Source organism: Pseudomonas sp. NPDC007930 (genome assembly GCF_042958985.1).
Taxonomy (GTDB): Bacteria; Pseudomonadota; Gammaproteobacteria; order Pseudomonadales; family Pseudomonadaceae; genus Aquipseudomonas.
In genome coordinates this window covers 124,000-147,827 of record NZ_JBIBKC010000010.1, presented here as the reverse complement: position 1 = coordinate 147,827, position 23,828 = coordinate 124,000, and the positions used below count along the sequence as shown (strand labels likewise).

Annotated in this window: 22 protein-coding genes; 14 read left to right on the top strand and 8 right to left on the bottom strand. The window is 67.5% G+C overall.

All coding sequences use genetic code 11. From position 1 onward, the window contains the following. Window positions 1–12: 12 nt before the first annotated feature. The 6 genes from ACFZCE_RS19855 to ACFZCE_RS19830 form a co-directional block, all read right to left on the bottom strand. Window positions 13–1,422 carry a DHA2 family efflux MFS transporter permease subunit gene (locus ACFZCE_RS19855; RefSeq protein ID WP_390942135.1) on the bottom strand — a complete coding sequence of 470 codons (1,410 nt, stop codon included), beginning with the start codon at window positions 1,420–1,422 and terminating at the stop codon, window positions 13–15. Then, complete coding sequence (locus ACFZCE_RS19850; protein WP_390942133.1) at window positions 1,419–2,615, bottom strand: alanine racemase; 1,197 nt, start codon at window positions 2,613–2,615, stop codon at window positions 1,419–1,421. Before ACFZCE_RS19850 ends, ACFZCE_RS19855 begins: the two co-directional genes overlap by 4 nt. After that, the gene (locus tag ACFZCE_RS19845; RefSeq protein WP_390942172.1) at window positions 2,608–4,368 is read right to left on the bottom strand and encodes an IucA/IucC family protein; all 1,761 of its coding nucleotides are present in this window, start codon (window positions 4,366–4,368) and stop codon (window positions 2,608–2,610) included. Before ACFZCE_RS19845 ends, ACFZCE_RS19850 begins: the two co-directional genes overlap by 8 nt. 49 nt (window positions 4,369–4,417) lie before the next feature. Beyond that, window positions 4,418–5,809 (bottom strand): diaminobutyrate--2-oxoglutarate transaminase, encoded by a 1,392-nt coding sequence (locus ACFZCE_RS19840; RefSeq protein WP_390942131.1) that lies wholly within the window; start codon window positions 5,807–5,809, stop codon window positions 4,418–4,420. A gap of 327 nt (window positions 5,810–6,136) precedes the next feature. Next, a complete protein-coding gene (locus ACFZCE_RS19835; protein WP_390942129.1) occupies window positions 6,137–6,649 on the bottom strand; it encodes a sigma-70 family RNA polymerase sigma factor in 513 nt (170 codons plus the stop codon). Between the two features lie 105 nt (window positions 6,650–6,754). After that, window positions 6,755–7,219 carry a redoxin domain-containing protein gene (locus ACFZCE_RS19830; RefSeq protein WP_390942127.1) on the bottom strand — a complete coding sequence of 155 codons (465 nt, stop codon included), beginning with the start codon at window positions 7,217–7,219 and terminating at the stop codon, window positions 6,755–6,757. 71 nt (window positions 7,220–7,290) lie between these two features. On the opposite strand from ACFZCE_RS19830, the gene arsC reads away from it, so the two are divergent. The 7 genes from arsC (at window position 7,291) to ACFZCE_RS19795 (ending at window position 15,161) form a co-directional block, all read left to right on the top strand. After that, the gene (gene arsC / locus ACFZCE_RS19825; protein ID WP_390942125.1) at window positions 7,291–7,644 is read left to right on the top strand and encodes an arsenate reductase (glutaredoxin); all 354 of its coding nucleotides are present in this window, start codon (window positions 7,291–7,293) and stop codon (window positions 7,642–7,644) included. Beyond that, on the top strand, window positions 7,641–8,240 hold the full coding sequence (gene wrbA / locus ACFZCE_RS19820; RefSeq protein WP_390942123.1) for an NAD(P)H:quinone oxidoreductase: 600 nt from the start codon (window positions 7,641–7,643) through the stop codon (window positions 8,238–8,240). The genes arsC and wrbA overlap by 4 nt, the downstream gene beginning before the upstream one ends. Beyond that, on the top strand, window positions 8,240–8,911 hold the full coding sequence (locus ACFZCE_RS19815) for a DNA-3-methyladenine glycosylase I (protein ID WP_390942121.1): 672 nt from the start codon (window positions 8,240–8,242) through the stop codon (window positions 8,909–8,911). The genes wrbA and ACFZCE_RS19815 overlap by 1 nt, the downstream gene beginning before the upstream one ends. Window positions 8,912–9,289: 378 nt before the next feature. Next, on the top strand, window positions 9,290–10,666 hold the full coding sequence (locus tag ACFZCE_RS19810) for a diguanylate cyclase domain-containing protein (protein WP_390942119.1): 1,377 nt from the start codon (window positions 9,290–9,292) through the stop codon (window positions 10,664–10,666). Then, window positions 10,666–11,994, top strand: coding sequence for a glycosyltransferase (locus ACFZCE_RS19805; protein WP_390942117.1), 1,329 nt, complete (start codon window positions 10,666–10,668; stop codon window positions 11,992–11,994). The genes ACFZCE_RS19810 and ACFZCE_RS19805 overlap by 1 nt, the downstream gene beginning before the upstream one ends. A gap of 33 nt (window positions 11,995–12,027) precedes the next feature. Then, window positions 12,028–14,118 (top strand): TolC family protein, encoded by a 2,091-nt coding sequence (locus ACFZCE_RS19800; protein ID WP_390942115.1) that lies wholly within the window; start codon window positions 12,028–12,030, stop codon window positions 14,116–14,118. Further along, window positions 14,115–15,161, top strand: a complete 1,047-nt coding sequence (locus ACFZCE_RS19795) for an HlyD family efflux transporter periplasmic adaptor subunit (protein WP_390942113.1) — start codon at window positions 14,115–14,117, stop codon at window positions 15,159–15,161. Before ACFZCE_RS19800 ends, ACFZCE_RS19795 begins: the two co-directional genes overlap by 4 nt. 205 nt (window positions 15,162–15,366) lie before the next feature. Here ACFZCE_RS19795 and ACFZCE_RS19790 read toward each other — a convergent pair whose 3' ends face one another. Continuing rightward, window positions 15,367–15,780, bottom strand: a complete 414-nt coding sequence (locus ACFZCE_RS19790) for a HepT-like ribonuclease domain-containing protein (RefSeq protein WP_390942111.1) — start codon at window positions 15,778–15,780, stop codon at window positions 15,367–15,369. Further along, window positions 15,770–16,168 (bottom strand): nucleotidyltransferase domain-containing protein, encoded by a 399-nt coding sequence (locus ACFZCE_RS19785; RefSeq protein ID WP_390942109.1) that lies wholly within the window; start codon window positions 16,166–16,168, stop codon window positions 15,770–15,772. The genes ACFZCE_RS19790 and ACFZCE_RS19785 overlap by 11 nt, the downstream gene beginning before the upstream one ends. Window positions 16,169–16,359: 191 nt before the next feature. On the opposite strand from ACFZCE_RS19785, the gene ACFZCE_RS19780 reads away from it, so the two are divergent. The 7 genes from ACFZCE_RS19780 (at window position 16,360) to ACFZCE_RS19750 (ending at window position 23,742) form a co-directional block, all read left to right on the top strand. Continuing rightward, the gene (locus ACFZCE_RS19780; RefSeq protein WP_390942107.1) at window positions 16,360–17,592 is read left to right on the top strand and encodes an acyl-CoA dehydrogenase family protein; all 1,233 of its coding nucleotides are present in this window, start codon (window positions 16,360–16,362) and stop codon (window positions 17,590–17,592) included. A 33-nt stretch (window positions 17,593–17,625) separates the two neighbouring features. Further along, the gene (locus ACFZCE_RS19775) at window positions 17,626–19,317 is read left to right on the top strand and encodes an ATP-dependent DNA ligase (protein ID WP_390942105.1); all 1,692 of its coding nucleotides are present in this window, start codon (window positions 17,626–17,628) and stop codon (window positions 19,315–19,317) included. Between the two features lie 234 nt (window positions 19,318–19,551). Further along, window positions 19,552–20,334 (top strand): transporter substrate-binding domain-containing protein, encoded by a 783-nt coding sequence (locus ACFZCE_RS19770; RefSeq protein ID WP_390942103.1) that lies wholly within the window; start codon window positions 19,552–19,554, stop codon window positions 20,332–20,334. 69 nt (window positions 20,335–20,403) lie between these two features. Beyond that, complete coding sequence (locus ACFZCE_RS19765; RefSeq protein WP_390942102.1) at window positions 20,404–21,132, top strand: histidine ABC transporter permease HisQ; 729 nt, start codon at window positions 20,404–20,406, stop codon at window positions 21,130–21,132. After that, on the top strand, window positions 21,129–21,839 hold the full coding sequence (locus tag ACFZCE_RS19760) for a histidine ABC transporter permease HisM (protein ID WP_390942100.1): 711 nt from the start codon (window positions 21,129–21,131) through the stop codon (window positions 21,837–21,839). The genes ACFZCE_RS19765 and ACFZCE_RS19760 overlap by 4 nt, the downstream gene beginning before the upstream one ends. Before the next feature lie 9 nt (window positions 21,840–21,848). Continuing rightward, a complete protein-coding gene (locus tag ACFZCE_RS19755) occupies window positions 21,849–22,964 on the top strand; it encodes a succinylglutamate desuccinylase/aspartoacylase family protein (RefSeq protein WP_390942098.1) in 1,116 nt (371 codons plus the stop codon). 13 nt (window positions 22,965–22,977) lie between these two features. After that, window positions 22,978–23,742, top strand: coding sequence for an ATP-binding cassette domain-containing protein (locus tag ACFZCE_RS19750; RefSeq protein ID WP_390942096.1), 765 nt, complete (start codon window positions 22,978–22,980; stop codon window positions 23,740–23,742). Window positions 23,743–23,828: the final 86 nt, after the last annotated feature.

Genomic DNA, 23,828 nt, shown 5'->3' with positions numbered 1-23,828 from the left:
TGAAGGTACCTTTCAACGCTGCTCAGGGGCGGCGGGCGCGCCCTGGGCAGGGGGAAGCGGAAAGCGCAGTGCCAGTGGCAGCGCCAGTAGAATGAGTACGCCGGTGGCGAAGAACACCTCGCCCACGGCGCTGGCGGTGGCCGCCGGTGCGCTGGCAAAGCCGGCCCCGGCGCGCAGCTCGAGCCACAGCGAGGCCAGCACAATGGCCAGCGACGACAGCAAGCGCCGCGAGATGTTGTTCATCGCCGCGCCCTGGGTCACCAAGGCCTCGGGCAGCTCATCGAGGCCGGCGGTGGTCACCGGCATGTACGACAGCCCCAGCCCGGCCCCGCGCAGCACCATCAGCAGGCACACCAGGGGCATGCCCACGTCATGGCCGATGCTGCCCAGGGCAAAGGTGGCGGCGCCGGTCAGCAGCAAGCCGCTGGCGACCAGCCCGCGCGGGCCGTGGCGGTCGAGCCAGCGCCCGCCCCACTGCCCGCAGGCACTGGCCGCCAGCGCCGTGCACAGCAGCGCGATGCCGGTCCATAACGGGCTGTGGCCCATCACGATCTGCACCAGCAGCGGCACCAGCACCAGGCACTCGAACATGCCGACCGACTGCACCACCGCGATCACCACGCTGGCGCGGTAGCCGCGCAGGGCGAACACCCGCAATTGCAGCAGCGGCGCCGGGTGGCGCAGCTCATGGCGAACGAACGCCAGCAGGCAGCCGATACCGCCCAGCAGCCCGGCCAGGGTGCCGGGGGCGGCCACCCCCCGCGGCGTGTGCAGTTGGCCGACACTGACCATCAGCAGGCCGATGCCGCCGGCCGCCAGCAGGTAGCCGGCCCAGTCCAGTGGCGCTGGCGGCGCGGCTTCGCTGGCGGGCAATACCGAGTAGCCCATGCCCAGCGCGAGCAAGCCGATCGGCACGTTGACCAGGAACAACGCGCGCCAGTCGAAGGCCTGCAGCACCAGGCTGCCGCACAGCGGCCCGAGCGCAGGGGCGAGCATCACCGCCGCGCCCCACAGGCCGGTCACCCGGCCGCGCTCACCCTTGGGGTACACCGCGAAAATGATCGCCAGCGACAGCGGGATCATCAGCCCGCTGGCCACCCCTTGCACGGCCCGCGCAGCGATCACCATGCCGATCGAACCGGCCTCGGCGCCCAGCAGCGAACCGCCCACGAACAGCACCAGCCCGCCCAGGTACACGCGCTTGCGCCCCAGCCGCTGGGCCAGGTAGCTGGTCAAGGGCATGGCCATGCCCATGCTGACCATGAACGCCGCGACGATCCAGGTCGCCAGTACCGGGCCCAGCGCGAAGGCGTCGATGAACGCCGGCAGGGCCGGGTTCAACGAGCTGTTGTTGAGGCTGACGGTGATCGTCCCGAGCAACACGTTGACCACCACCAGCGCGCGCGGTACCCGCGGGCTCACCCTTCACCTCCCACGAAGTACTGCGGCGGGCGTGGGTGGCAGAGGAAGTCGGCATGGGAGATGTTGTAGCCATAGGCCCCGGCCAACGGCAGCACCAGCAGGTCGCCCACCGCCAGCCCGGCCAGGGCGCAGCCACGGCTGAGCACATCCTTGGGCGTGCACAACTGCCCCACCACCGTGTAGCGTTGTGCCGGCCCGGGGTTGGCGCGGGCCTGCGCGGGCAGGTGCAGCACCGGGTGGTCGTGGCTTTGCGCGGCGGGCAGGCGAAACTGATGCGTACCCCCGCGGCACACCGCAAAGTGCTGGCCGTGGCTGGCCTTGATGTCGAGCACCTCGATCACGTAGTAACCGCAGAACGCGCTGATAAAACGCCCCGGCTCGAAGCGCAGCACTGGCGCATCCGCCTGCGCGGCCAGGCGCTGCTCAAGGTAGCGGCACAGCCGCGGCCAATCGAAGCGCTCGCCGTGCAGGTAGTCCACCCCCAGCCCGCCGCCCACGTTCAGGTGGGTAATGCCCTCGGGGCGGCGGGCCAGGGCCTTCCATTGCGCCCAGCGGGCCAGGTACAGCTCAAGCAATTGCTCGTGCCGCTGCACCTGCAACTGGTGCGACAGCGCATGCACATGGAAGCCGCGCAAGCGCAGGTGGCTGCAGGCCTCGACGCGCTGCACGGCAACGCCCACTTCGGCCTCGTCGAGGCCAAAGGGGGTGGCGGTACCGGCCATCGCCAGGCGGCTGGACAACGCCGCCGGCAGCTCCGGGTTAACCCGGATGAACACCGTTTGCACCCGGCCCAGGGCCTGGGCGATGCGCTGCACGCGGTCGATTTCGCCGAGGCTTTCGAGGTGGATGGCCGCCACCCCTTGGGCCATGGCTTCGCGCAGTTCCGAGTCCAGTTTGCCAGGGCCGGAAAACACGAACGGGCGCTCGCTGCCGGCGGCCCGCAAGCGGCCGATCTCGCCACCGGAGGAAATCTCGAAGCCGCTGACCCAAGGCGCCAGGGCCTTGAGGATCGGCGCCTCGCTGTTGGCTTTGATCGCGTAGTACAGCTCGACCTTGGGCGGCAGTTGCGCCATAACGCCGCGCACATGCTCGGTGAGCGCGGCCAGGTCGTAGATGAAGGCCGCCAGCGGGTCGCTGCTGGCGGCCTGGGCACGGGCGATCGCGCCCAGTACGGGGGCGGGCAGGTTACTCATGCGGCAGGCTCCGGCCCCAGGGGCTGTGCAGTTCGACGTAGGCGGCGTGGCGGTCGGCCTGGGCGGCCAGGCGCACCTTGAGGTTGGTTTTGCAGGGGATCGCCTGGCCGGCGAGCAGGGCGTCGAGCTCCGGCGCGGGGCCGGCCAGCTCGCCGCGTATCACCTCCAGTTGCCGGCGCACGCTGGCCCACATCGGCGCGGCCAGGTGTGGCCGCTCCCAACTGAGCGCCAGCACCGCCTCGGCCAGGTTGTTGACGAACAGGCAGTAGGCGATGCGCTGCCAGCCTTGGGCCCGCGGGTACAGCAACGACTGCCGCACGCGCTCGGGCACGCCGGCTTCGAGGTGCCGCGCGCCGAGGTCGTCGGTGAGCTTGACCCCTTCGAAGTCGCGCAGCAGCACTTGGCTGGGCTGGCCCTCGGCGTGCACCACCAGGGTGTTCTGCAGGTGCGGCTCCATCACCACGCCGTGGTTGAAGAACAGCGCCAGCACCGGGCGCAGCAACAGCGCCTGGTAACGCTCGAACCAGCCCAGCAGGGCCTGGTCGCTGGCCGCCGTACCGCTAAAGCCTTGCAGCCACGGTTGCAGCAGCGGGCGCAGGTGCAGGTCGCGGGCGAACAGCGTACCGGCCATCAGCACCTGGGCCGCCGGCAGTTGCTGGCAGAAGTTCTCGCGCAGCAGCGCGCCGGTTTGCTCGCGGAACCAATGGGCGTCCTGTTCGCTGGCCTGGGCCGGCGCCCAGCTCACCGAGCCGGGCTCACGCACCAGTGCCGCGCCGCCCAGCGAGGCGGCGTGTTCGGCGTGCAGGCGCTGGAACAGGCGGTCGATCACCAGTGCGCTGCGCAGTTCGTACCAGGCGTTCTTGCGCACGCAGTTGGTGATGCGCACGTTCAGCGAGCCCTTGATGAAGTAGCCGTGGCCTTCGACGTACCAAGTGCGCATCGACGCCGTGGGGCTGGCCATCGGCCCCTGCGCGCCGAGGTCGACCACTTCGCCGCTGGCCAGCAGCGGGGCCACCCGTGGGTCCGCCAAAAACAGCTGGGCCTGCACCGGGTGCAGGCTGATCAGCGCCTGCCCTTCGGCGGCCAGGCGCTGGTCGGCAAAGCCGTTGAGCACCTGCGCCGGCGCCAGGCCATTGCCTTCGACCTGCAAACCGGCCCGTGGCACCTGCAGCAGGTGCAAGCGCACCCGCGCGCCGAACTCCGGGCCATAGGTGCTTTGCGCCAGGTGCGCGGGCCAGAGCCGCGCCTTGGGCGCCGGGTGGTTGGGGTGGCCGAACCACAGGCCTTGCTCGCTGGCGAGGTAATTGCGCAGCGGCCTGGGCGCCGGCTGGGCCCATTGGCTGGCAACGATGGCCGCGGTGATGCGCTGGCTCTGCAGCACCTGGGCATGCAGTTCGGGGTTGCCGCCGCCGGCCAGTTGTTCGCAGGCGGCCAGCACTTGCGCGGCCAGCTCGGCAAACCCCGGGCAGGCCCACAGCCCTTCACCGCTGCGGCTGTACACATCGCCCAGATAACGTTGGCTGCCTAGGCCGTCTTGGCGGTCGACCAGCACAAAGAATTGCCGGCCCTCGGGCAACGCCACCAGCAGCGGCATGCCGCCGCCCTGCAAGGCGCGCAGGTAGCTGCCCGGCGCCATGCCGCGCACATGCGGCGGCCAGCTGTAGCGCAGGCAGCCCTGGGGCAAGGCAAACTCCTTGACCAGGCAGTTGAACAGGGCGTGGGTGGCCGCCAGCTCGCTGACCACCTGGGCCATGCTCGCCAGCGGCGCGGTGGCGGCGGGTGCGGTGCGAGACCGCGCGCGCTCAGCCACGGGTTTCACCCAACGCGGCGCGCAGCGCCCGCTCGAACCGCGCCACCACCTCGGCGCATTGCGCCGGGTCGATGATCAACGGCGGCAGCAAGCGCACCACGCTGCCGTGGCGGCCACCGCGCTCGAGCAACAAGCCCTGTTCGAAGCACTGGCGCTGGATCGCCGCGGCCAGCGGCACATCCATGGGGTAGGCCCCGGTGGCGTCGGCGCGCTGGCGCTCATCGACGATTTCCACCCCGAGCATCAGCCCGCGCCCGCGTACCTGGCCAAGCGCCGGGTAACGTTGCGCCAACAGCCGCAGTTGTTGCTGCAGCCAGTCGCCGCGCTGGCGGGCGTGCTCGGCCAGGCCGTCTTCCTGGAGCACCCGCAGGGTCGCCAGGCCACTGGCCATGGCCATCTGGTTGCCGCGGAAGGTGCCGCTGTGGGCCCCGGGCTGCCAGGCGTCGAGGCCACGGCGAATGCCCAGCACCGCCAGCGGCAGGCCGCCGCCGACCGCCTTAGACATCACCACGATGTCGGGCTCGATGCCGGCGTGCTCGTAGGCGAACATCCGCCCGGTACGGCCAAAGCCGGCCTGCACTTCGTCGAGGATCAGCACGATGCCATGCCGCGCGGTGACCTCACGCACGCTCCTCAGCCACGCGGGCGGCGCCGGGTTGGCGCCACCCTCGCCTTGCAGCGCCTCGACGATCACCGCCGCCGGCAGGCACACGCCGCTTTCCACATCCTCAATGAACTGGCTGAAGAAATGCGCCAGCGCTCGCTCACCGGCCTCACCGCCGATGCCCAGCGGGCAGCGGTAGGCATGCGGGTAAGGCATGAACTGCACCCCCGGCATCAGCGGCCCGACACCGGCCTTGGGGCCGGTATTGCCGGTGGCCGCCAGGGCGCCGTGGGTCATGCCATGAAAGCCGCCACTGAAGGCGATCACGTTGCTGCGCCCGGTGGCCAACTTGGCCAACTTCAGCGCGGCTTCGACCGCATCCGCGCCAGACGGCCCGCAGAACTGCAGGCAGTAATCCTCGCCGCGCCCGGGCAACAGGCCGAGCAGGGTTTCGCTGAAGGCGTCTTTGGTCGGGGTGGTGAGGTCCAGGGTGTGCATCGGCGCCCCGGAGGCCAAAAAGGCCTTGAGGGTTTCGACGATCACTGGGGGGTTGTGGCCCAGGGCCAGGGTGCCGGCGCCGGCCAGGCAGTCGAGGAACCGGCGGCCGTCGACATCGGTGACCCACACCCCCTGCGCCTCGGCGATCGCCAGGGGCAGTTTGCGCGGGTAGCTACGCACGTTGGATTCGAACCGCCCCTGGCGGCTCAGGTAGGCGGCATTGTCAAAGGTGGCCACGGCGCGCTCGGTACTGGCGCGCGAAGCCAAGGCAGGGCTAGGCATGGTGCTCTCCTCTCGCTGTTCAAAGGCGCTTGCGCGGCCTTCTTAAGTGGGTGCTGCACTCATCAGGGGGTGAAGCGGCGCGTAAACGCAGGGGCGACGGCGGGCGCCCCGGTCATCCTTGAACGTAGGGTTGTAGGTCGCGGTAGCGGGTGGGCCTAGGGCCTGGAGCAACCCTGCACGGTGGCGGGGCGTTCAGCGGGGGGCAGGCAAGCAGGCAAAGGGGCCATGGGCACGCTCTCAATGGTTTTGTTACTAGCCATGACAACCGAGCGCGAAAAAGGGGACAGCCCCCCGAAGGATTTCAGGCCTGCCGGCGCGGCGCGCGGCTCAGTACAACTCCAGCAACAGGCAGTGCTCGTAGGCCTGGGCCATGTAGCGCTTGACGCTGCGCTCGGTCACCGCCAGGCGCTGGGCGATCTCGCGGTAACCGAGGCCTTCGAGCTGGCTGAGCAAAAACGCCCGGCGCACCGCTGGCGGCAAGCCGTCGAGCAGCGCATCGAGCGCCTGCAGGGCTTCGATCACCGCCCAGTGCTGCTCGGGCGAGGGCGCGCAGCCCTCGGGCAACCGCGCGGCGGCCTCGAGGTAGGCACGCTCGAGGCTGCGGCGCTTGTACAGGTTGACCAGCAAGCGCTGGCCGATGGTCTTCAGGTAGGCGCGGGGCTCTTGCAGGTCGGCGATGGGCTGGGCGCTGGCGAGCACCCGCAGGAAGGTGTCCTGGGTGAGGTCAGCCACATCGCCGTGGCAGGCCAGCCGGCGGCTCAGCCAGTGGCGCAACCAGCTTTGGTTCTCGCAGTAGAGGGTGTGAAAGGCTTGTGTGTCAGACAGCGCGCGTTCAACCATGGGATCCATCTCATACCGTGTTAATGAGAACGATTATATCCACCATTTGTGATAAAAATGTTTGCCATGGCTTGCGCGCGCGATGAATGGGTGGTTGGCGGGGCGTTAGCTACCTCGTAGTTCCTTGAGTTTCGCCAGCAGCCCGGGGGCGGTTTGCTCGCCCAACAACTGGGCGCGCACCTTGCCGTCGGCGTCGATCAGGTAGGTCACCGGCAGGCCCTGGTTGCTGGGCAGGTCGAAGCGCGGCGCCGGGTCGCTGGCCAGCACCCGGAAGCGGATGCCCAAGGCGTCCATGGCCTGGCGCAGTTCAGCGCCTTGCAGGTTGTCGAAGTTCACCCCCACCACCTGCACGCCCTGCCCCTTGAGCTGCTCGGCGAGGGCGTTGAGCTGGGGCACCTCGGTGCGGCACGGCCCGCACCATTCGGCCCAGTAATTGAGGACCAGCCAGTGGCCGTTGAGCTCGCTACGGGCGACCTTGTTGCCATTCTCGTCGGGGCCGTAGTCACCGCCGCAAGCCGCGAGCAGCAAGGCCGCGCTCAGCAGCAGCGGCCGATAGAAGCGATGCAACACGGGGTTTGCCCTCGTTTTCAGCGTGTGGGTGAGTAGAATAGCCGCCTGTTCATTGCCCAGGCGAGCCTTCCATGCCATCCCTGACCCTCTACCACAACCCGCGTTGCTCTAAATCACGCGCGGCGCTGGAATTGCTCCAGGCCCGCGGCCTGGAGCCGACCGTGGTGCGTTACCTCGAAACCCCGCCCGACGCCGCCACCCTGCGCGCCTTGCTGGGCAAGCTGGGGCTGCCGGCGCGGGCCCTGCTGCGCAGCGGTGAAGACGACTACAAGGCGCTGAACCTGGCCGACCCGGCGCTGGATGACGCTGCGTTGGTGGCGGCCATGGCCGCCCACCCCAAGCTGATCGAGCGGCCCATCCTGGTCAATGGCGACAAAGCCGTGATCGGCCGCCCGCCAGAAACCGTACTGGAGATCCTGCCGTGAGCGAGCCCTACGTTCTGGTGTTGTATTACAGCCGCCACGGCGCCACCGCCGAGATGGCCCGGCAGATTGCCCGCGGCGTTGAACAAGCCGGGCTGGCCGCGCGGCTGCGCACGGTGCCGGCGGTCAGCGCCGACTGCGAGGCCAGCGCGCCCGAGGTGCCCAATGAAGGCGCGGTGTACGCCAGCCTCGACGACCTCGCCGGCTGCGCCGCGCTGGCCCTCGGCAGCCCGACCCGCTTCGGCAACATGGCGGCGCCGCTCAAGTACTTTCTCGACGGCACCAGCAACCTCTGGCTGACCGGCGCGCTGGTGAACAAACCGGCGGCGGTGTTCACCTCGACCGCCAGCCTGCACGGCGGCCAGGAGAGCACCCTGTTGTCGATGCTGCTGCCCCTGCTGCACCACGGCATGCTGATCACCGGCCTGCCCTACAGCGAACAAGCGCTGCTCGACACCCGCGGCGGTGGTACGCCCTACGGCGCCAGCCACCACGCCGGCGCCGATGGCAAGCGCGCGCTGGACGAACACGAAATCGCCCTGTGCCGGGCTCTCGGCCTGCGCCTGGCGAACACCGCGAAAACCCTCGGGGGGCATTGATGCAGGACTACGCCTGGTTGCAGGCTTTCGCCCTCAACCGTTTTGGCTCGCAGGCCGCCCTCGACGCCTGGCTGCCGCAGCCACAAAGCGCCGCGGCGCTGCGCGCCCTGCCCGATGCGCGTTACCTGTCTACCCTGAGCCTGCGGGTGTTCCGCGCCGGCCTCAAGCACAGCCTGGTCGATGCCAAGTGGCCGGCGTTCGAAGAGGTGTTCTTTGCCTTCGACCCGGAAAAAGTCGTGCTGATGGGCGCCGAACGCCTCGAGCGGCTGATGCAGGATGCGCGCATCATCCGCCACCTGGGCAAGCTCAAGAGCGTGCCGCGCAATGCCCAGTTGGTGCTAGACGTGGCCCACGCCCACGGCAGCTTCGGCGCGTTCATCGCCGAATGGCCCGAGCAGGACATCGTCGGCCTGTGGCGCTACCTGGCCAAGCACGGCAACCAGTTGGGCGGGCTGTCGGCGCCGCGGTTCCTGCGAATGGTTGGCAAAGACACCTTCATCCTCAGCGATGACGTGGTCGCCGCGCTGGTCGCGCAGGGGGTGGTGAACAAGCGGCCGACCAGCCAGAAAGACCTCGCCCTGGTGCAGGCGGCGTTCAACCACTGGCAGGCGCAAAGTGGCCGGCCGCTGTGCCAGTTGTCGGTGATGTTGGCGCATACGGTGAATCACTAGGCTTCGAGGGTTTCTCGCCTGGCACAGCCGGAGTGCTGTTCACTTAAGCAATCAGAGCGCTGAATTGAGGATAAAACGCCCTGTTTTCTTTAAATGGTTTTGCTGGGCGCATGACCTGACTGACCCATCGCCCGGCACAGCCGGCCTCCCACGGGTTTTTCGTGAATCCGGGGCCTACACAAACCTGGTGGGAGGCCGGCGAAGGGCCCTCGAACCAACCGTCGGAAATACCTTCACTGCCACGGAACCACCCCGCGCCGCAGGGCCCGCGGATCCGATTTTCTATACAAAACCTCTACAGAATAATTAGCGAACTAAGAACTTTCCCCCCAGCGCAGCGTCAATTTCAGCGGACTTTGCTACTGGAATTTGTCGTTTATGGCCGCCCAAGCCCCCCGTATTGCCGAACTTGGCAGCCGCCCTGTGCCGCTGTTTCCCGCCTCGCAGCGCTTTGAACAGCTCGAGGCGCTGCTCGAAGCCGGGCCCTTCGACGTGGTGCTGCTCGACGGCACCGGCGAACACACCCTGGCCCTGCTGCAGGCGCTGCGGCGCCACCCGCATTACCGCCTGCGGCTGATCTACGCCGACGGCGCCAGCGCCAACGTCCTCGCCCTCAGCGATGGCCAGCCGCCGGCCTCGCGCGGCGCCATCGACCAGCAGTACGCGCAATGGCACGAGCGCCATGAGCTGTTCAACCGCGGCCGCAACCCCGAAGGCATCGAAGCGCAATTGCTGGCCTACCTGTGGATCCGCGCCCCCGGCCGGCTGCTCGCCGTGCGCGACCCGCACTCGCCGCAGCACTATGTGTACCCGCTGCTCGAAGCCATGGCCGACGGGCCGATCAACGGGCAGATCTGGATCGCCAACCTGCGCCAGCGCAACCTGATCGAAAGCACCGAGCTGATCGACCGCATCCGCCTGTGCAAGCAGTGCGGCTCCGGCCACCTGAACTACATCGACGTGTGCGTGGAGTGCAACTCGCTGGACATCCAGCGCCAGCCCTCGATGCACTGCTTCACCTGCGGCCACGTAGGCCCGCAGGGCGAGTTCCTCAAGGACGGCGCGCTGCTCTGCCCCAACTGCCTGACCCGCCTGCGCCACATCGGCACCGACTACGACCGGCCGCTGGAGAACTACCATTGCAACAACTGCAAGGCGTTCTTCGTCGACGCTGACGTAGAAGCGCGCTGCCTGGACTGCGGCACCCACCACGCGCCGGACGAACTGCTGATGCGCGAGGTGCACCATTATCGGCTGTCGGAAACCGCCATGCTGGTGTCGCGCCAGGGCTTGGAGCAAACCACCCAGGAGTACTTCAGCCGCATCGCCATGGTCGGCGCCAACACCTTCAAGACCCTGCTCGACTGGCAGATCGAACTGATCCAGCGCCACAAGGCGCCGAGCTTCGTGCTGATGGGCGTGCGCTTTCGCAACCTCGGGCGCACCCTCGAGCGGCTCGGCCCGCAGCGTGGCCACGCGCTGCTCGACAGCCTGGTCGAGCGCATCCAGGAAGTGATCCGCGACACCGACCGCTGCACCCGCACCAGTGAAGAACACCTCTGGCTGCTGTTGATGCACACCGACGACGTAGGCCTGCGCCTGGTGACCGAACGCCTGAACCGCATCAGCGAGCTGTTCGTGGGCAAGGACCTGCAAGACATCCAGGTGCGCACGGTGGGCTGCATCGCGCCGCGCGACCTGATCGAAAAAGAAGACGCCGACCTATTGCTGGCGAGGCTCGGAGGAGAACTCTGATGCAAGCGTTGCTCGATCACTGGAACGCCTGGCTGGGGGAGATCTACGGGCCCAACGGCCACTGGCGGCTGTTCTTGATGGTGTTCCCGTACTTCCTGCTGTTCGAGGTGCCGATGAACCTGCTGGTGCTGCTCGGCACCCTGCGCTGGTTCACCCGCACCCGCAGCGCGGTGCCGCTGCACAGCACCTACCAGCCGCGGGTGAGCTGCGTGATCACCTGCTACGGCGAAGGCGAGGCCGTCGGTTTGACCCTGCGCACCCTGGCCGAGCAAACCTACCCCGGCACCATTGAGATCATCCCGGTGGTCGACGGCGCCGCCGCCAACCAGGCCACTACCGCGGCGGTGCGGCGCTTCAAACAGAACACCCGGCTGCCGGCCAACCGGTTGGTGCGGCCGATCGCCAAATGGCAGCGTGGCGGGCGGGTGTCTACCCTGAACGCCGGCCTGGCGCTGAGCACCGGCGAGATCATCATCAACGTCGACGGCGACACCTCGTTCGACAACGACATGGTGGTGCGCATGGTGCGCCACTTCGCCGACCCCAAGGTGCCGGCGGTGGCCGGCAGCCTGCGCGTGCGCAACGCCCGCCAGTCGCTGGTGGCGCGGGTCCAGGCGCTGGAGTATCTGTTGTCGATCCACATGGCCAAGATCGGCCTGTCGGAGTTCAACCTGGTCAACAACGTGTCGGGGGCCTTCGGCGCCTTTCGCAAAAGCTTTTTGCAGCACATTGGCGGCTGGGACACCCACACCGCCGAAGACCTCGACCTGACCCTGCGGATCAAGAGTTACTTCCGCCAGTACGGCCTGCGCGTGCCGTTCGAGCCCCAGGCGATCGGCCACACCGACGCCCCGCACACCCTGCTGGGCTTCTTGCAGCAACGCCTGCGCTGGGACGGCGACCTGTTCTTCGTCTACATGCGCAAGCACCGCCACGCCTTCAACCCCAAGCTGGTGGGCTGGCGCAACTTCTTCATGCTGCTGCTCAGCGGGCTGTTTTTCCAACTGGTGCTGCCGTACATCATCCTCGGCTACAGCCTGGTGGCGCTGTTCGTGCTGCCGTTCTCGGCCTTCGTGTTCTATGGGCTGTTGATCTACTGCCTGTACTTCGCCCTGTGCGCCCTGCTCTACCTGGGGCTGATCGTGATGGTCAGCGAGCGCCAGCGCGAAGACCTGCGGCTGTTGTGGATCTTGCCGATTTACCCGCTGGCCATGTACGGCCTGCGCCTGTGGAGCACGGTGGCAATCCTCAACGAGACCCTGCGCCGCGGCCACGAGGAAAGCAGCATGGCGCCGTGGTGGGTACTCAAACGCGCCACCCGTTTCTGACCCTTCCCCATGACCGGTACAAGACCCTATCGCATGCCCTATCGCTCGTTACTGCCGCTATTGCTGGCAGCCCCCCTCACCGCCCTGGCCGCGCCGCTGCCGCTCGACCAGGTGCTCAAGCAGGCCGGTGACGGCCCTGGCGTGGCCGCCGCCGACGCCGAATTCCAGGCACGCCAGGCCATCGGCCAGCAACGTGACGCCGAAACCGGCTGGGAGGCTTTCGCCAGCGCCGGGGTGGGCCGCTACAACGAGCTGGTGACCAGCGACGTGCGCGACAACTACTACGGCCGCAACTACGCCATCGGCGTGCGCTACCCGTTGCTCGGCGCCCTGCAGCGCCGGGTGCAGGCCTTGCACGAGGCCAGCCGCGACGCGCGCATCAGCGAGATCGACCGCGACCTGGCCCGCGCCCGCCAGCACCTGGCGCTGCGCAGCAGCTACGCCGACTGGTGGCGCGCCACCCAGGAGCAGCAGCTCTGCCAGGGCGCCAGCGAGGCCCAGCGCCAAGCCTTGGCCACGGTGGATGAACGCCTGCGCGACAAATGGATACTGCCCTCCGACGCGCAACTGATGCGCAGCGAATGGACCGCCGTGGCGCGCCGCTGCGAGATGCAGGCCGACCTGCTCGCCGACACCCGCGCCGCCCTGGCCAGCCTGGGCGTGAGCGTGCAGCCTGGCGACACCCCGGTGGCCGAACCGCTGGCCGAGCACCCCAAGCCCCTCACCGCCTGGCAAGACCTGCTTGAAAGCAACCCGCGCATGGCCCAGCGCCAGGCCCAGCTCTCCAGCGCCGAGCAAGACCGCAAGCGCCCGTGGTACACCGCGATCGACTCGTACTTCAGCGTGTCCGGCAGCCGCGAGGAGCGTAACGATTCCAGCGAGGCCGGCAGCGGCCTGAGCGCCGGGGTGACCTTCTCCGCGCCGCTGGATTTGCTCGACTACGGCTCGGCCCGCCAGCACGAAGGCGAGCAGCGCTACCAGGCGGCCCTGCGCGGCCTGGAAAACGAACGCGCGACCCTGCTGCGCGAGCTGGGCAAGGTGCTCGAACAACAGCGGCGCAACTTCAACGAATACGTGTGGCGCAGCGAACGCCGCGAGGCGCTGGACAACATCATCACCGAACGCCGCCAGCGCACCGCGCTGGATGCCGGCGAAGCCAGCCTGCGCCTGCTGCAGGCCCAGGTAGACCACTACAACGCGGGCTTTGCGCAGATTTCCGCCTGGCACGCGGTGTGGCTGCAGGATTCCGCCCTGCGCCTGTTCAGCGACGACAGCCCGGACTTCGCCCAACTGATGGGCGCCGACCTGCTGCGCTGGCAAGCGCCGCTGCCACCGGGCAGCGACAGCCCGCCGAGCCAGGGCCTGGCGCGCTGGACCCAGGGCGTGTACGTGTGGAACAGCCAGCCGCTGCTCGACGCCAGCCAGCGCCCCGGGCAACTGGCGGCGCTGCAACGGGCGCAAATCACTGAACTGAACCTGGGCCTGAACGCCGTGCAGGTGGCCAACGCCGCCACCACCCGTGGCCAGTTGCAGGCACTGCTGCGCGACGCCCACGCCAAGGGCCTGAAGGTCAACCTGCTGCTCGGCGACCCTAGCTGGATCAAGCCCAGCCAACGCCCGGCCTTGCTGGGGTTGATCGGGCAGTTCAAAGCGCTGCCGTTCGACGCCCTGCACCTGGACCTCGAAGTGGAACAACTGGGCTGGCCGGTGCCCGACGAGCGCCTGCGCGACTGGCTGGCCACCCTGCGTGCCGCCAAGCAGGCCAGCCCCTGGCCGTTGCGGATTTCCAGCCACCCGCGCTGGTTCGCCGAGGAAGCCGGGCGCCAGCCGTGCGTGCCGTGCGAGCTGCCCGGGGTGGGGGTGGAACAGGTGAGCCTGATGATCTACACCCGCAACCCGCAGAACAGCGCGCGCCGCGCCGCCGAGCTGGCCAAGCGCTGGCCCAGGCTGCACATGCGCCTGGCACAAAGCATCGAGGCCGACCAACCCGCCGACCTCTCCTGGCATGACGCCCCCGCCCCCGTGTTGCAGCGCCAGGCGCGCGACTGGGGCAGCACCCTGGCCCCGGCCAATGTCGGCGGCATCGATTGGCAATCCTGGAACGACTACCCGAGCGCCCCATGAAGATACGCTTCAACAGCCCGAAAGAAAGCCACCCCACCCAGGACAGCGGCCTGCAAGTGCTCTATGCCCCGGGCAAGCGCCTGGCGTTCAAGCTGCGCTGGTACTTCATCCTGTTCTTGATCCTGCTGCCGGCGCTGTGGCTGGCTGGCCGCTACGGCCTTGACCTGATCCGCATCGAAGCGCCAGCGCTGGTGCGCCTGCAGGTGCTGGAAATCCGCGCGCGGCAAGCCGGGCGCATCCAGGCCATCCACGTGCAGGCCGGTGACCACGTAAACACCGGCAAGGCCCTGGTCGAGCTCGACAACCCCGAGTGGGACCTGCGCCTGGCGATCCTCAACGGCAGCCAGGCCGCGCCGGCGCCGGGCAGCAACCTGGCGGCCCTCGACCAGCGCGCGCTGGGTACCCTGCAAGCGCTGGTCGGCCGCGCCCAGCAGCGGGTCAGCGAAGTGCGCCGGATGTACAACGACAACGCCGCCACCCGTGGCGAACTGGTCGATGCGCAAAACGCCCTGGATAACCGCCAGGCCGAGTTGCTGCAGTTCCAGCGCGCCCAGCTCGGCGGCGCCGGCACCAGCGAGGCGGCGCGCTACGCCCAGCAACAGGAAGCCGAGCGCAAGTGGCTGCAAGGCCAGATGGCCAGCCTCAACGTGGCCGCGCCCTACGACGGCCGGGTGGCCGAGGTGATCGCCGCCGAAGGTGAGAACGTCGGCCCCGGCACGCCGCTGCTGCGCCTGGAGAAAACCGGCCCGGCGCAGCTGTGGATCTACCTCGACCCGAAAGACGTCGACCACTCCGCGCCCGGCTCCAAGCTGGAAGTGCGCCTGCCCGACGGCAGTTGGGCCAGCGCCACGGTGATCAGCCCGGCGGAAAGCGCCAACCCGCTGCCCACCGACCTGCGCCAGCCGTTCTCCAGCCCCGCCCGCGGCCTGCTGGTGCCGGCGCAGTTCGACCAGCCACTGGCGGCCGAATGGCGAGTGGACTCGCTGCCGGTCCGGGTGCGCTTCCCGGGCGAGCGGTTTCATATCTTTGGCTGGGAGATTTAGAGGGCCATCGAGGGCCCTTCGCCCGGCACAGCCGGCCTCCCACCAGTTCTGTATTTCCTCGTAAATCAAGCACTTACACAAATCTGGTGGGAGGCCGGCTGTGCCGGGCGATGGGCCAGTCAGGCCATGCGCTCAGTAAAACCAGTTAAAGAAATCAGGGCTTTTAATCCTCGATTGAACGCTCTGATTGCTTGAGTGAACTGCCTCACGCCGGGTACGCCAAAACGACCTTGGCGAACGCCAGGAACTCACCCAGGTGCTGAGTGATGATTGCAACGGTGATGGGCAATTGAACCTTCTGGTACTCATGCACGGCAATGTTGCGAAACCCCACCATTCGCTTCATCGCCGCCGCGAGGTCAGCGGGCAGGATGCCCGCGGCAGCTAGCAGGTCGAAGACCTCTCGGGCGCTCTGCGGCAACCCTAGCCCTTCTCGGCGTACCAGGTATTGCCCCATGTCCAGCGCGCTCTGGCAGGCACGCTGCAGGTTGAGGATCGCCGCATCCTGGCGGGTAAAGTCTTCGCCGAAGGTCTCAGGGCCCTTGTCATACTCTTCACGCGCCCGCGCCACGCAGCGCTCGATGGTCGCTGCCTTGTTGAGCAATACATCATCGGCCATGCACAGACCCCCTTTGCAGTATGTCGGCCACTTGTTCTCGGCGCAGTTCGTCAAGGTCGAGTTTATCCTGCACTACCCGCGCTTCGAACAGGTGTGCCGCCGGCTGCCGGGCCTTGAGGCAGCGGCCATGGGCGACGATCTGATAGCGCATCACCACCGACGCCGCCTTGAGGTCGACCAGGTCCACATCGCACCCGGCCAGTGCTGCCAACTGCTCGCCCAGGTCCCACAGGCGCAGGGTGTCCAGCGGCGGGCCGTCGGCCAGCACGGCGAGGTCGAGGTCGCTGCCAGCACCCGCCTCGCCGCGGGCATGGCTACCGTACAGGTAAATGGCAAGCCAGTGGGGCAGTTGCTGCTCTAGCTGGGCCAGCAGGGGCGATAGATCCATGGGCAGGGGGTTCAAGGCAACGGGGCAAGGTAGCCGCCAGTGTACGCCATCCGAGCAGCCGCTGGAGGGCGAAGGGCCCTTAAGCCTTATACAAACGCCAGGAATAGCCTCATACCCAATCGTTCTTTAACCCGCCCTTGCACCCTCCAGTAGCGTGGCCTTTTCGCGCAACCTCACTCAAAGGCCCGCTTATGCCCGCATTCTCCCCTGCCTCCCCCACCGCCCGCGCCTGGGGCGCGCCGCCTTCGGAGCGCTATGAGCGCCTGGCCGCGCCGTTTCGGCCGTTGTTCGCCAAGATCGCTGCCGGCGCGGTGCAGCGCGAGGTGGAGCGGGTGCTGCCGGCCACCGAACTGGGCTGGCTGAAAGACAGCGGCTTTACCGCCCTGCGGGTGCCGGTGGAGTACGGCGGCGCCGGTGCGACCCTGCCGGAGCTGTTCGGCCTGCTCACCGAGCTGGGCCATGCGGACTCCAACCTGGTGCAGGCGCTGCGCAGCCATTTTGCCTTTAGCGAAAACGCACTGGTGCACCGCGACCCTCAATACCGCGAACGCTGGCTGACCCGCCTCGGCCGCGGTGAAACCGTGGGCCCGGCCAACAGCGAGACCGGCGATGCCAAGCGGGATGCTTACTCCACCCGGTTGATCGCCGATGGCAATGCCTGGCGCCTGGAGGGCACCAAGTTCTACAGCACCGGGGCGTTGTTCGCCGACTGGATCGATGTGGGTGCCACCACCCCCGACGGTGTGCGGGTAATGGCCGCGGTGCGCCGCGACGCCGCGGGCGTGGAAGTACTGGATGACTGGAACGGCTTCGGCCAGCGCCTGACCGCCAGTGGCACCGCGCACTTCAGGGAAGTCGCGGTCAAGGCCGACGAGGTGCTCGACAAGGAACAGCGCTTTGCCTACTCGCCGGCTTACCTGCAGTTGTTTCACATCGCCAACCTGGCCGGGATCGGCCGCGCCATGACCGACGAAGTGGCCCAGGCGGTAGCGGTACGCACCCGCACCTTCAGCATCGGCAACGCCGACCGCGCCGCGCAGGACGCACAGATTCTCGCCGTGGTCGGCGAAGTGCGCAGCGCGGCCTACGCCGCTGGGGCGATTGCCGCGCAGAACGCCCTGGCGCTGGAGCGGGCCTACCAGGCGCGGCAAAGCCCGGACCAGGAACAGGCCGTGCAGGTGGCCGAGCTGGAGGTGTGCCAGGCCCTGAACATCGCCGCCGACCTGATCATCAACGCCGGCGGCCGGCTGTTCGACGCCCTCGGCGCCTCGGCCACGCTGCAACCCAACGCGCTCGACCGTTTCTGGCGCAACGCGCGCACGCTGGCCTCGCACAACCCGCGGGTGTACAAGGCGCGCATCGTCGGTGACTACGCGGTCAACGGCACGCCGCCGCCGGAGCAGTGGAAGATCGGCACCGTGTGAAGCAAAGCGCGGCGCCGCGCGGTCCAGATAGGCATGAAAGCCTTCGCCGACCTCTACGCGCGCCTCGACGCCACCACCTCCAGCAACGCCAAGCTGCAAGCGCTGCAGGACTACTTCGCCCAGGCCCCGGCCGCCGACGCCGCCTGGGCGGTGTACTTTCTGGCCGGCGGGCGGCCGCGCCAGCTGGTGCCCAGCCGGGTGCTGCGCGAGGTGGCGCAGGCCATGGCCGGGTTGCCCGAATGGTTGTTCGAAGACAGCTACCAGGCCGTCGGCGACCTGGCGGAAACCGTGTCGCTGGTGCTGCCCGAACGGCCCTACCGCAGCGAGCAGGGGTTGGCCTGGTGGGTCGAAAGCGCCCTGCTGCCCCTGCGCGGCCAACCTCCGCAGGTGCTCCACGAACGCCTCGCGGCACTGTGGGGCGAGCTCGACCGGGCGAGCCTGATGCTCTGCGTGAAGCTGATCACCGGCAGCCTGCGGGTGGGGGTGTCCAAGCTGCTGGTGACCCGCGCCCTGGCGCAACTGGCCGGGCTCGACAGCAAGCGCGTGGCCCAGCGCCTGGTGGGCTACACCGACCTTTCCCACCGCCCGGCCGCCGCCAGCTACCAGCGCCTGGTCGCCGCCGAAAGCGATGACGAACACGCCCAGCGCGGCGGCCAGCCCTACCCGTTTTTTCTCGCCCACCCGCTGCAGCAAGGCAGTGAGCAATTCGACGCGTTGCTCGGGCCGATCGAGCAGTGGCAGGCGGAATGGAAGTGGGACGGCATCCGCGCGCAATTGATCAAGCGTGGCGGCCAGCTGTGGTTGTGGTCCCGTGGCGAGGAGCTGATCACCGAGCGCTTTCCGGAATTCCAGGCGCTGGCCAGCGTGCTGCCCGACGGCTGCGTGCTCGACGGCGAACTGGTGGTGTGGCGTGAGCAGCCCCCGGCCGCGGCGCTGCCCGGCATGCCCGCCGAGGCGCCGTTCAGCCCCGGGGTGCAGCCGTTTGCCCTGCTGCAACAGCGCATCGGCCGCAAAACCCTGAGTAAAAAGCTGCTGGCCGAGGTGCCGGCGGTGCTGCTGGCCTATGACCTGCTCGAATGGCAAGGCCACGACTGGCGCAACCGCCCGCAAAGCGAACGGCGCGCCCAACTCGACCGGCTACTGGCGCAGTGCGCCACGCCGCTGCTGCGGCCCTCGCCGGTGTTGCCGGCCGAGAGCTGGGCCGCGCTGGCGGCGCTGCGCGAGCAGTCACGCAGCCTGGGCGTGGAAGGCATGATGCTCAAAGCCCGCGACGCCCTCTACGGGGTGGGCCGCAGCAAAGACATGGGCACCTGGTGGAAGTGGAAAGTCGACCCGTTCAGCATCGATGCGGTGCTGATATACGCCCAGGCCGGCCACGGCCGCCGCGCCAGCCTGTACAGCGACTACACCTTCGCCGTATGGGACGGCCCGGCCCACGCCAGCGAGCGCCAACTGGTGCCCTTCGCCAAGGCGTACTCCGGCCTGACCGACGATGAAATGCACCAGGTTGATGCAATTATTCGCCGCACCACCGTGGAAAAATTCGGCCCGGTGAGAAGTGTTACCCCCACCCTGGTGTTCGAGCTGGGCTTCGAGGGCATCGCGCTGTCCAAGCGCCACAAAAGCGGGATTGCCGTGCGTTTCCCGCGGATGCTGCGCTGGCGCCACGACAAGCCCGTAGCCGAAGCCGATACCCTGGCCACGTTACAAGCGCTGTTGAGTTGAGTCGATTCGCGCACCACAATAGCGCCCCTTCCTGGCCCGGCCCATTTCGGTGCACGGGCTTTGTATGAAATTTCGCCGTTCGGTCAGATGTGCGACGTAAAGGGATCCCCACGCGTCCAACCTGTGGCCTTTTAGGCACGATGGTGCGAAATTTGCTATCACGATGATGTCTGGCACCTGCCGGTAACGAGCCCGCGTGAGACCCACGCATCTTTGTCTTTTAAGGATTGCACAATGAAAAAAGCATGGCTGACCCTTTCCGCCCTTGCACTGGCACTGTCTGCTGGCGCTGCCATGGCGAAAGACTACAAAGAGCTGCGCTTTGGCGTCGACCCGAGCTACGCCCCGTTCGAGTCCAAGGCCAATGACGGCAGCCTGGTTGGCTTCGACATCGACCTGGGCAACGCCATCTGCAAAGAGCTGAAAGTCACCTGCAAATGGGTTGAAAACGACTTCGACGGCATGATCCCGGGCCTCAAGGCGAACAAATTCGACGGCGTGATCTCCTCGCTGACGGTCACCCCGGCCCGTGAAAAAGCCATCGACTTCTCCGATGAGCTGTTCTCCGGCCCGACCGCGCTGGTGTTCAAGAAGGGCGCGGGCTTCGCCCAGGATTCGGCCAACCTCAAGGGTAAAACCGTGGGTTACGAGCAAGGCACCATCCAGGAGGCTTACGCCAAGGCCGTACTGGAAAAAGCCGGCGTGAAAACCCAGGCCTACCAGAACCAGGACCAAGTCTACGCCGACCTGGTGTCTGGCCGCCTCGACGCCTCGCTGCAAGACATGCTGCAAGCCGAGCTGGGCTTCCTGAAGTCGCCACAAGGCGCTGACTACGAAGTGTCCAAGCCGTTCGACAGCGACCTGCTGCCGGCCAAGACCGCGATCGGCATCAAAAAAGGCAACAAAGACCTGCAAGCCCTGCTCAACAAAGGCATCAAGGCCCTTCATGACGACGGCACCTACGCCGAAATCCAGAAGAAGCACTTCGGTGACCTGAACCTGTACAGCGGCAAGTAAGCTGCAGCACCCCGGCGCCCGCTCCCCAAAAGGGGGCGGGCGCTTTATTGACCGCAAAAGGGTTGATACATGCTCGACCAACTGTTGCAGAGCCTCGGGCTCTCGGCATTCAGCTTGAAAGGCTTCGGCCCCCTGCTGCTGCAGGGCACCTGGATGACCATCAAGCTTTCACTGTTGTCGCTCGCCGTCAGCGTGGTGCTGGGGCTGATCGGCGCCAGTGCCAAACTCTCGCGCGTGGCGGTGTTCCGCGTGCTCGCCCAGGCCTACACCACGCTGATCCGTGGCGTACCCGACCTGGTGCTGATGCTGCTGATTTTCTACAGCCTGCAGATCTGGCTGAACTCCCTGACCGATGCGATGGACTGGGACTATTTCGAAATCGACCCGTTCATCGCCGGGGTGATCACCCTGGGCTTCATCTATGGGGCGTATTTCACCGAAACCTTCCGCGGGGCGATCCTCGCGGTGCCGCGCGGCCAGGTCGAGGCAGCCACCGCCTACGGCCTGACCCGCCGCCAGCGCTTCGCCTGCGTGGTGTTCCCGCAGATGATGCGCTATGCCCTGCCGGGGCTGGGCAACAACTGGATGGTCATCCTCAAGGCCACCGCGCTGGTGTCGATCATCGGCCTGGCCGACGTGGTCAAGGCCGCGCAAGACGCCGGCAAGAGCACCTACCAGCTGTTCTACTTCCTGGTCCTGGCGGGGCTGATCTACCTGGCCATCACCAGCGCTTCGAACTTCGTCATGCGCCGCCTCGAGCGCCGCTTCAACGTGGGTAGCCGGGAGGCGACGCGATGATCGAGTTGCTTCAAGAGTATTGGCAGGCGTTTCTCTACAGCGACGGCAACAACGTCACCGGCCTGGCCATGACCCTGTGGCTGCTGATCGCTTCGGTGGGCATCGGCTTCGTGCTGTCGATCCCGTTGTCGATCGCCCGGGTGGCGCGGCGGCCCTGGGTGCGCTGGCCGGTGCAGTTCTATACCTACGTGTTTCGCGGCACGCCGCTCTATATTCAGCTACTGATTTGCTACACCGGCATCTACAGCCTCGAAGGGGTGCGCGACCAACCCATGCTCAACGCGTTCTTCCGCGACGCGATGAACTGCACCATCCTTGCCTTCGCGCTGAACACCTGCGCCTACACCACCGAGATCTTCGCCGGGGCGATCCGCAGCATGGCCCACGGCGAAATCGAAGCGGCCAAGGCCTACGGTTTGTCGGGCTTCAAGCTGTACGCCCACGTGATCATGCCCTCGGCGCTGCGCCGCGCGCTGCCGTACTACAGTAATGAAGTGATCCTGATGCTGCACGCCACCACGGTAGCCTTCACCGCCACCGTGCCGGACATCCTCAAGGTCGCTCGGGATGCCAACTCCGCCACCTACATGACCTTCCAGTCGTTCGGGATCGCCGCGGTGCTGTACCTGGCCATTACCTTTTCGCTGGTGGGGCTGTTTCGCCTGGCGGAGCGCCGCTGGCTGGCCTTTCTCGGCCCTGCTCGCTAGGAGGCGGCCATGCAGCAACAGTCACACCCCTTGCCCTCGCCGGTACCGGGCACCGCGCGGCAGATCGAAAGCTTTCACTTCGGCCCGGCGGCGGCGCCGAAGGTGTACATCCAGGCCTCGCTGCACGCCGACGAGCTGCCCGGCATGCTGGTGGCCTGGTACCTCAAGCAGCGCCTGGCCGAGCTGGAAAACGCCGGCCGGCTGAACCGCCACATCGTGCTGGTGCCACTGGCCAACCCGATCGGCCTGGAACAGGTGCTGATGGACACCCCACTGGGGCGCTACCAGCTCGAAAGCGGCGAGAACTTCAACCGCCACTTCGCCGACGTCACCGACGCGGTGGGCGATGCCGTGGCGCCGCTGCTCGGCGCGGACCCGGCACAAAACCAGCAACACGTGCGCCAGGCGCTGCGCGCCGCGCTGCTGGCGCAACAGCCCACCACGCAGTTGCAAGCCCAGCGCCTGGTGCTGCAGCGGCTGGCCTGCGACGCCGAAATGGTGCTAGACCTACACTGCGACTTCGAGGCCGTGGAGCACCTGTACACCACCCCCGAAGCCTGGCCACAGGTCGAGCCACTGGCGCGCTACCTCGGCTCGCAAGCCAGCCTGCTGGCCACCGATTCGGGCGGGCAATCGTTCGATGAGTGCTTCACCCTGGTGTGGCACAAGTTGGCGCAGCGTTTCGCCGGGCAGTTCGAGCTGCCCATGGGCAGCTTTTCGGTCACCCTCGAGCTGCGCGGCCAAGGCGATGTGAGCCATGCCCTGGCCAGCCGCGACAGCCAGGCGATCCTCAATTACCTCACCCATTACGGCGCGATCAGCGGCGTGGCCGATGCCCTGCCCGAGCTGCTGTACCCGGCCACGCCGCTGGCGGCCGTGGAGCCGGTGGCCACCCCCGAGGGTGGCGTGCTGGTGTTCTGCGCGCTGCCGGGGGAGTACGTCGACGCCGGCCAGCGCATCGCCGAGGTGATCGACCCCCTCACCGACCGTGTTACCCCGGTGCACAACCGCCAGGCCGGGCTGCTCTATGCCCGCTCGCTGCGGCGCATGGCCACCGCGGGCATGGTCGTCGCACACGTTGCCGGCACCGAAGCGTTCCGCAGCGGCTACCTTCTTTCTCCGTGAGAGCCTTTTTCGCATGTACAAACTGACCATCGACGGCCTGCACAAGCGCTACGGCGACAACGAAGTGCTCAAGGGCGTGTCGCTCAAGGCCAAGAGCGGTGACGTAATCTGCCTGATCGGCGCCAGCGGCTCGGGCAAGAGTACTTTCCTGCGCTGCATCAACTTCCTCGAAACCCCCAACGACGGCGCGATGACCCTCGACGGCCAGGCGATCCGCATGGTCTCGACCGCCGAAGGCATGCACCCGGCCGACCCGGCCGAGCTGCAGCGCCTGCGCACGCGCCTGGCGATGGTGTTCCAGCACTTCAACCTGTGGAGCCACATGACGGTGCTGGAGAACATCACCCTGGCGCCGCGGCGGGTGCTGGGCGTCAGCAAGGAAGACGCGGAAAAACGCGCCCGCGCCTACCTCGACAAGGTCGGCCTGCCGGCACGGGTGGCGGAGCAATACCCGGCGTTCCTCTCCGGCGGGCAGCAGCAGCGGGTGGCGATCGCCCGAGCGCTGGCGATGGAACCAGAGGTAATGCTGTTCGACGAACCCACCTCGGCGCTGGACCCAGAACTGGTCGGCGAAGTACTGAAGGTGATCCAGGGCCTGGCCGAGGAAGGCCGCACCATGATCATGGTCACCCACGAAATGGCCTTCGCCCGCCAGGTGTCGAGCCAGGTGCTGTTCCTGCACCAGGGCCGGGTGGAAGAACACGGCGAGCCCGACCAGGTGCTGGGCAACCCGAAGAGCGAGCGCTTGCGGCAGTTTTTGAGTGGGAACTTGAAATAGGCCCTTTGGGGAGGGGCAAGTTGCAAGCTGCAAGCGGCAAGTTAAGGGCGGTGGTGGCCCGAACCCTCCAGCGGCCCCTGCTGTCC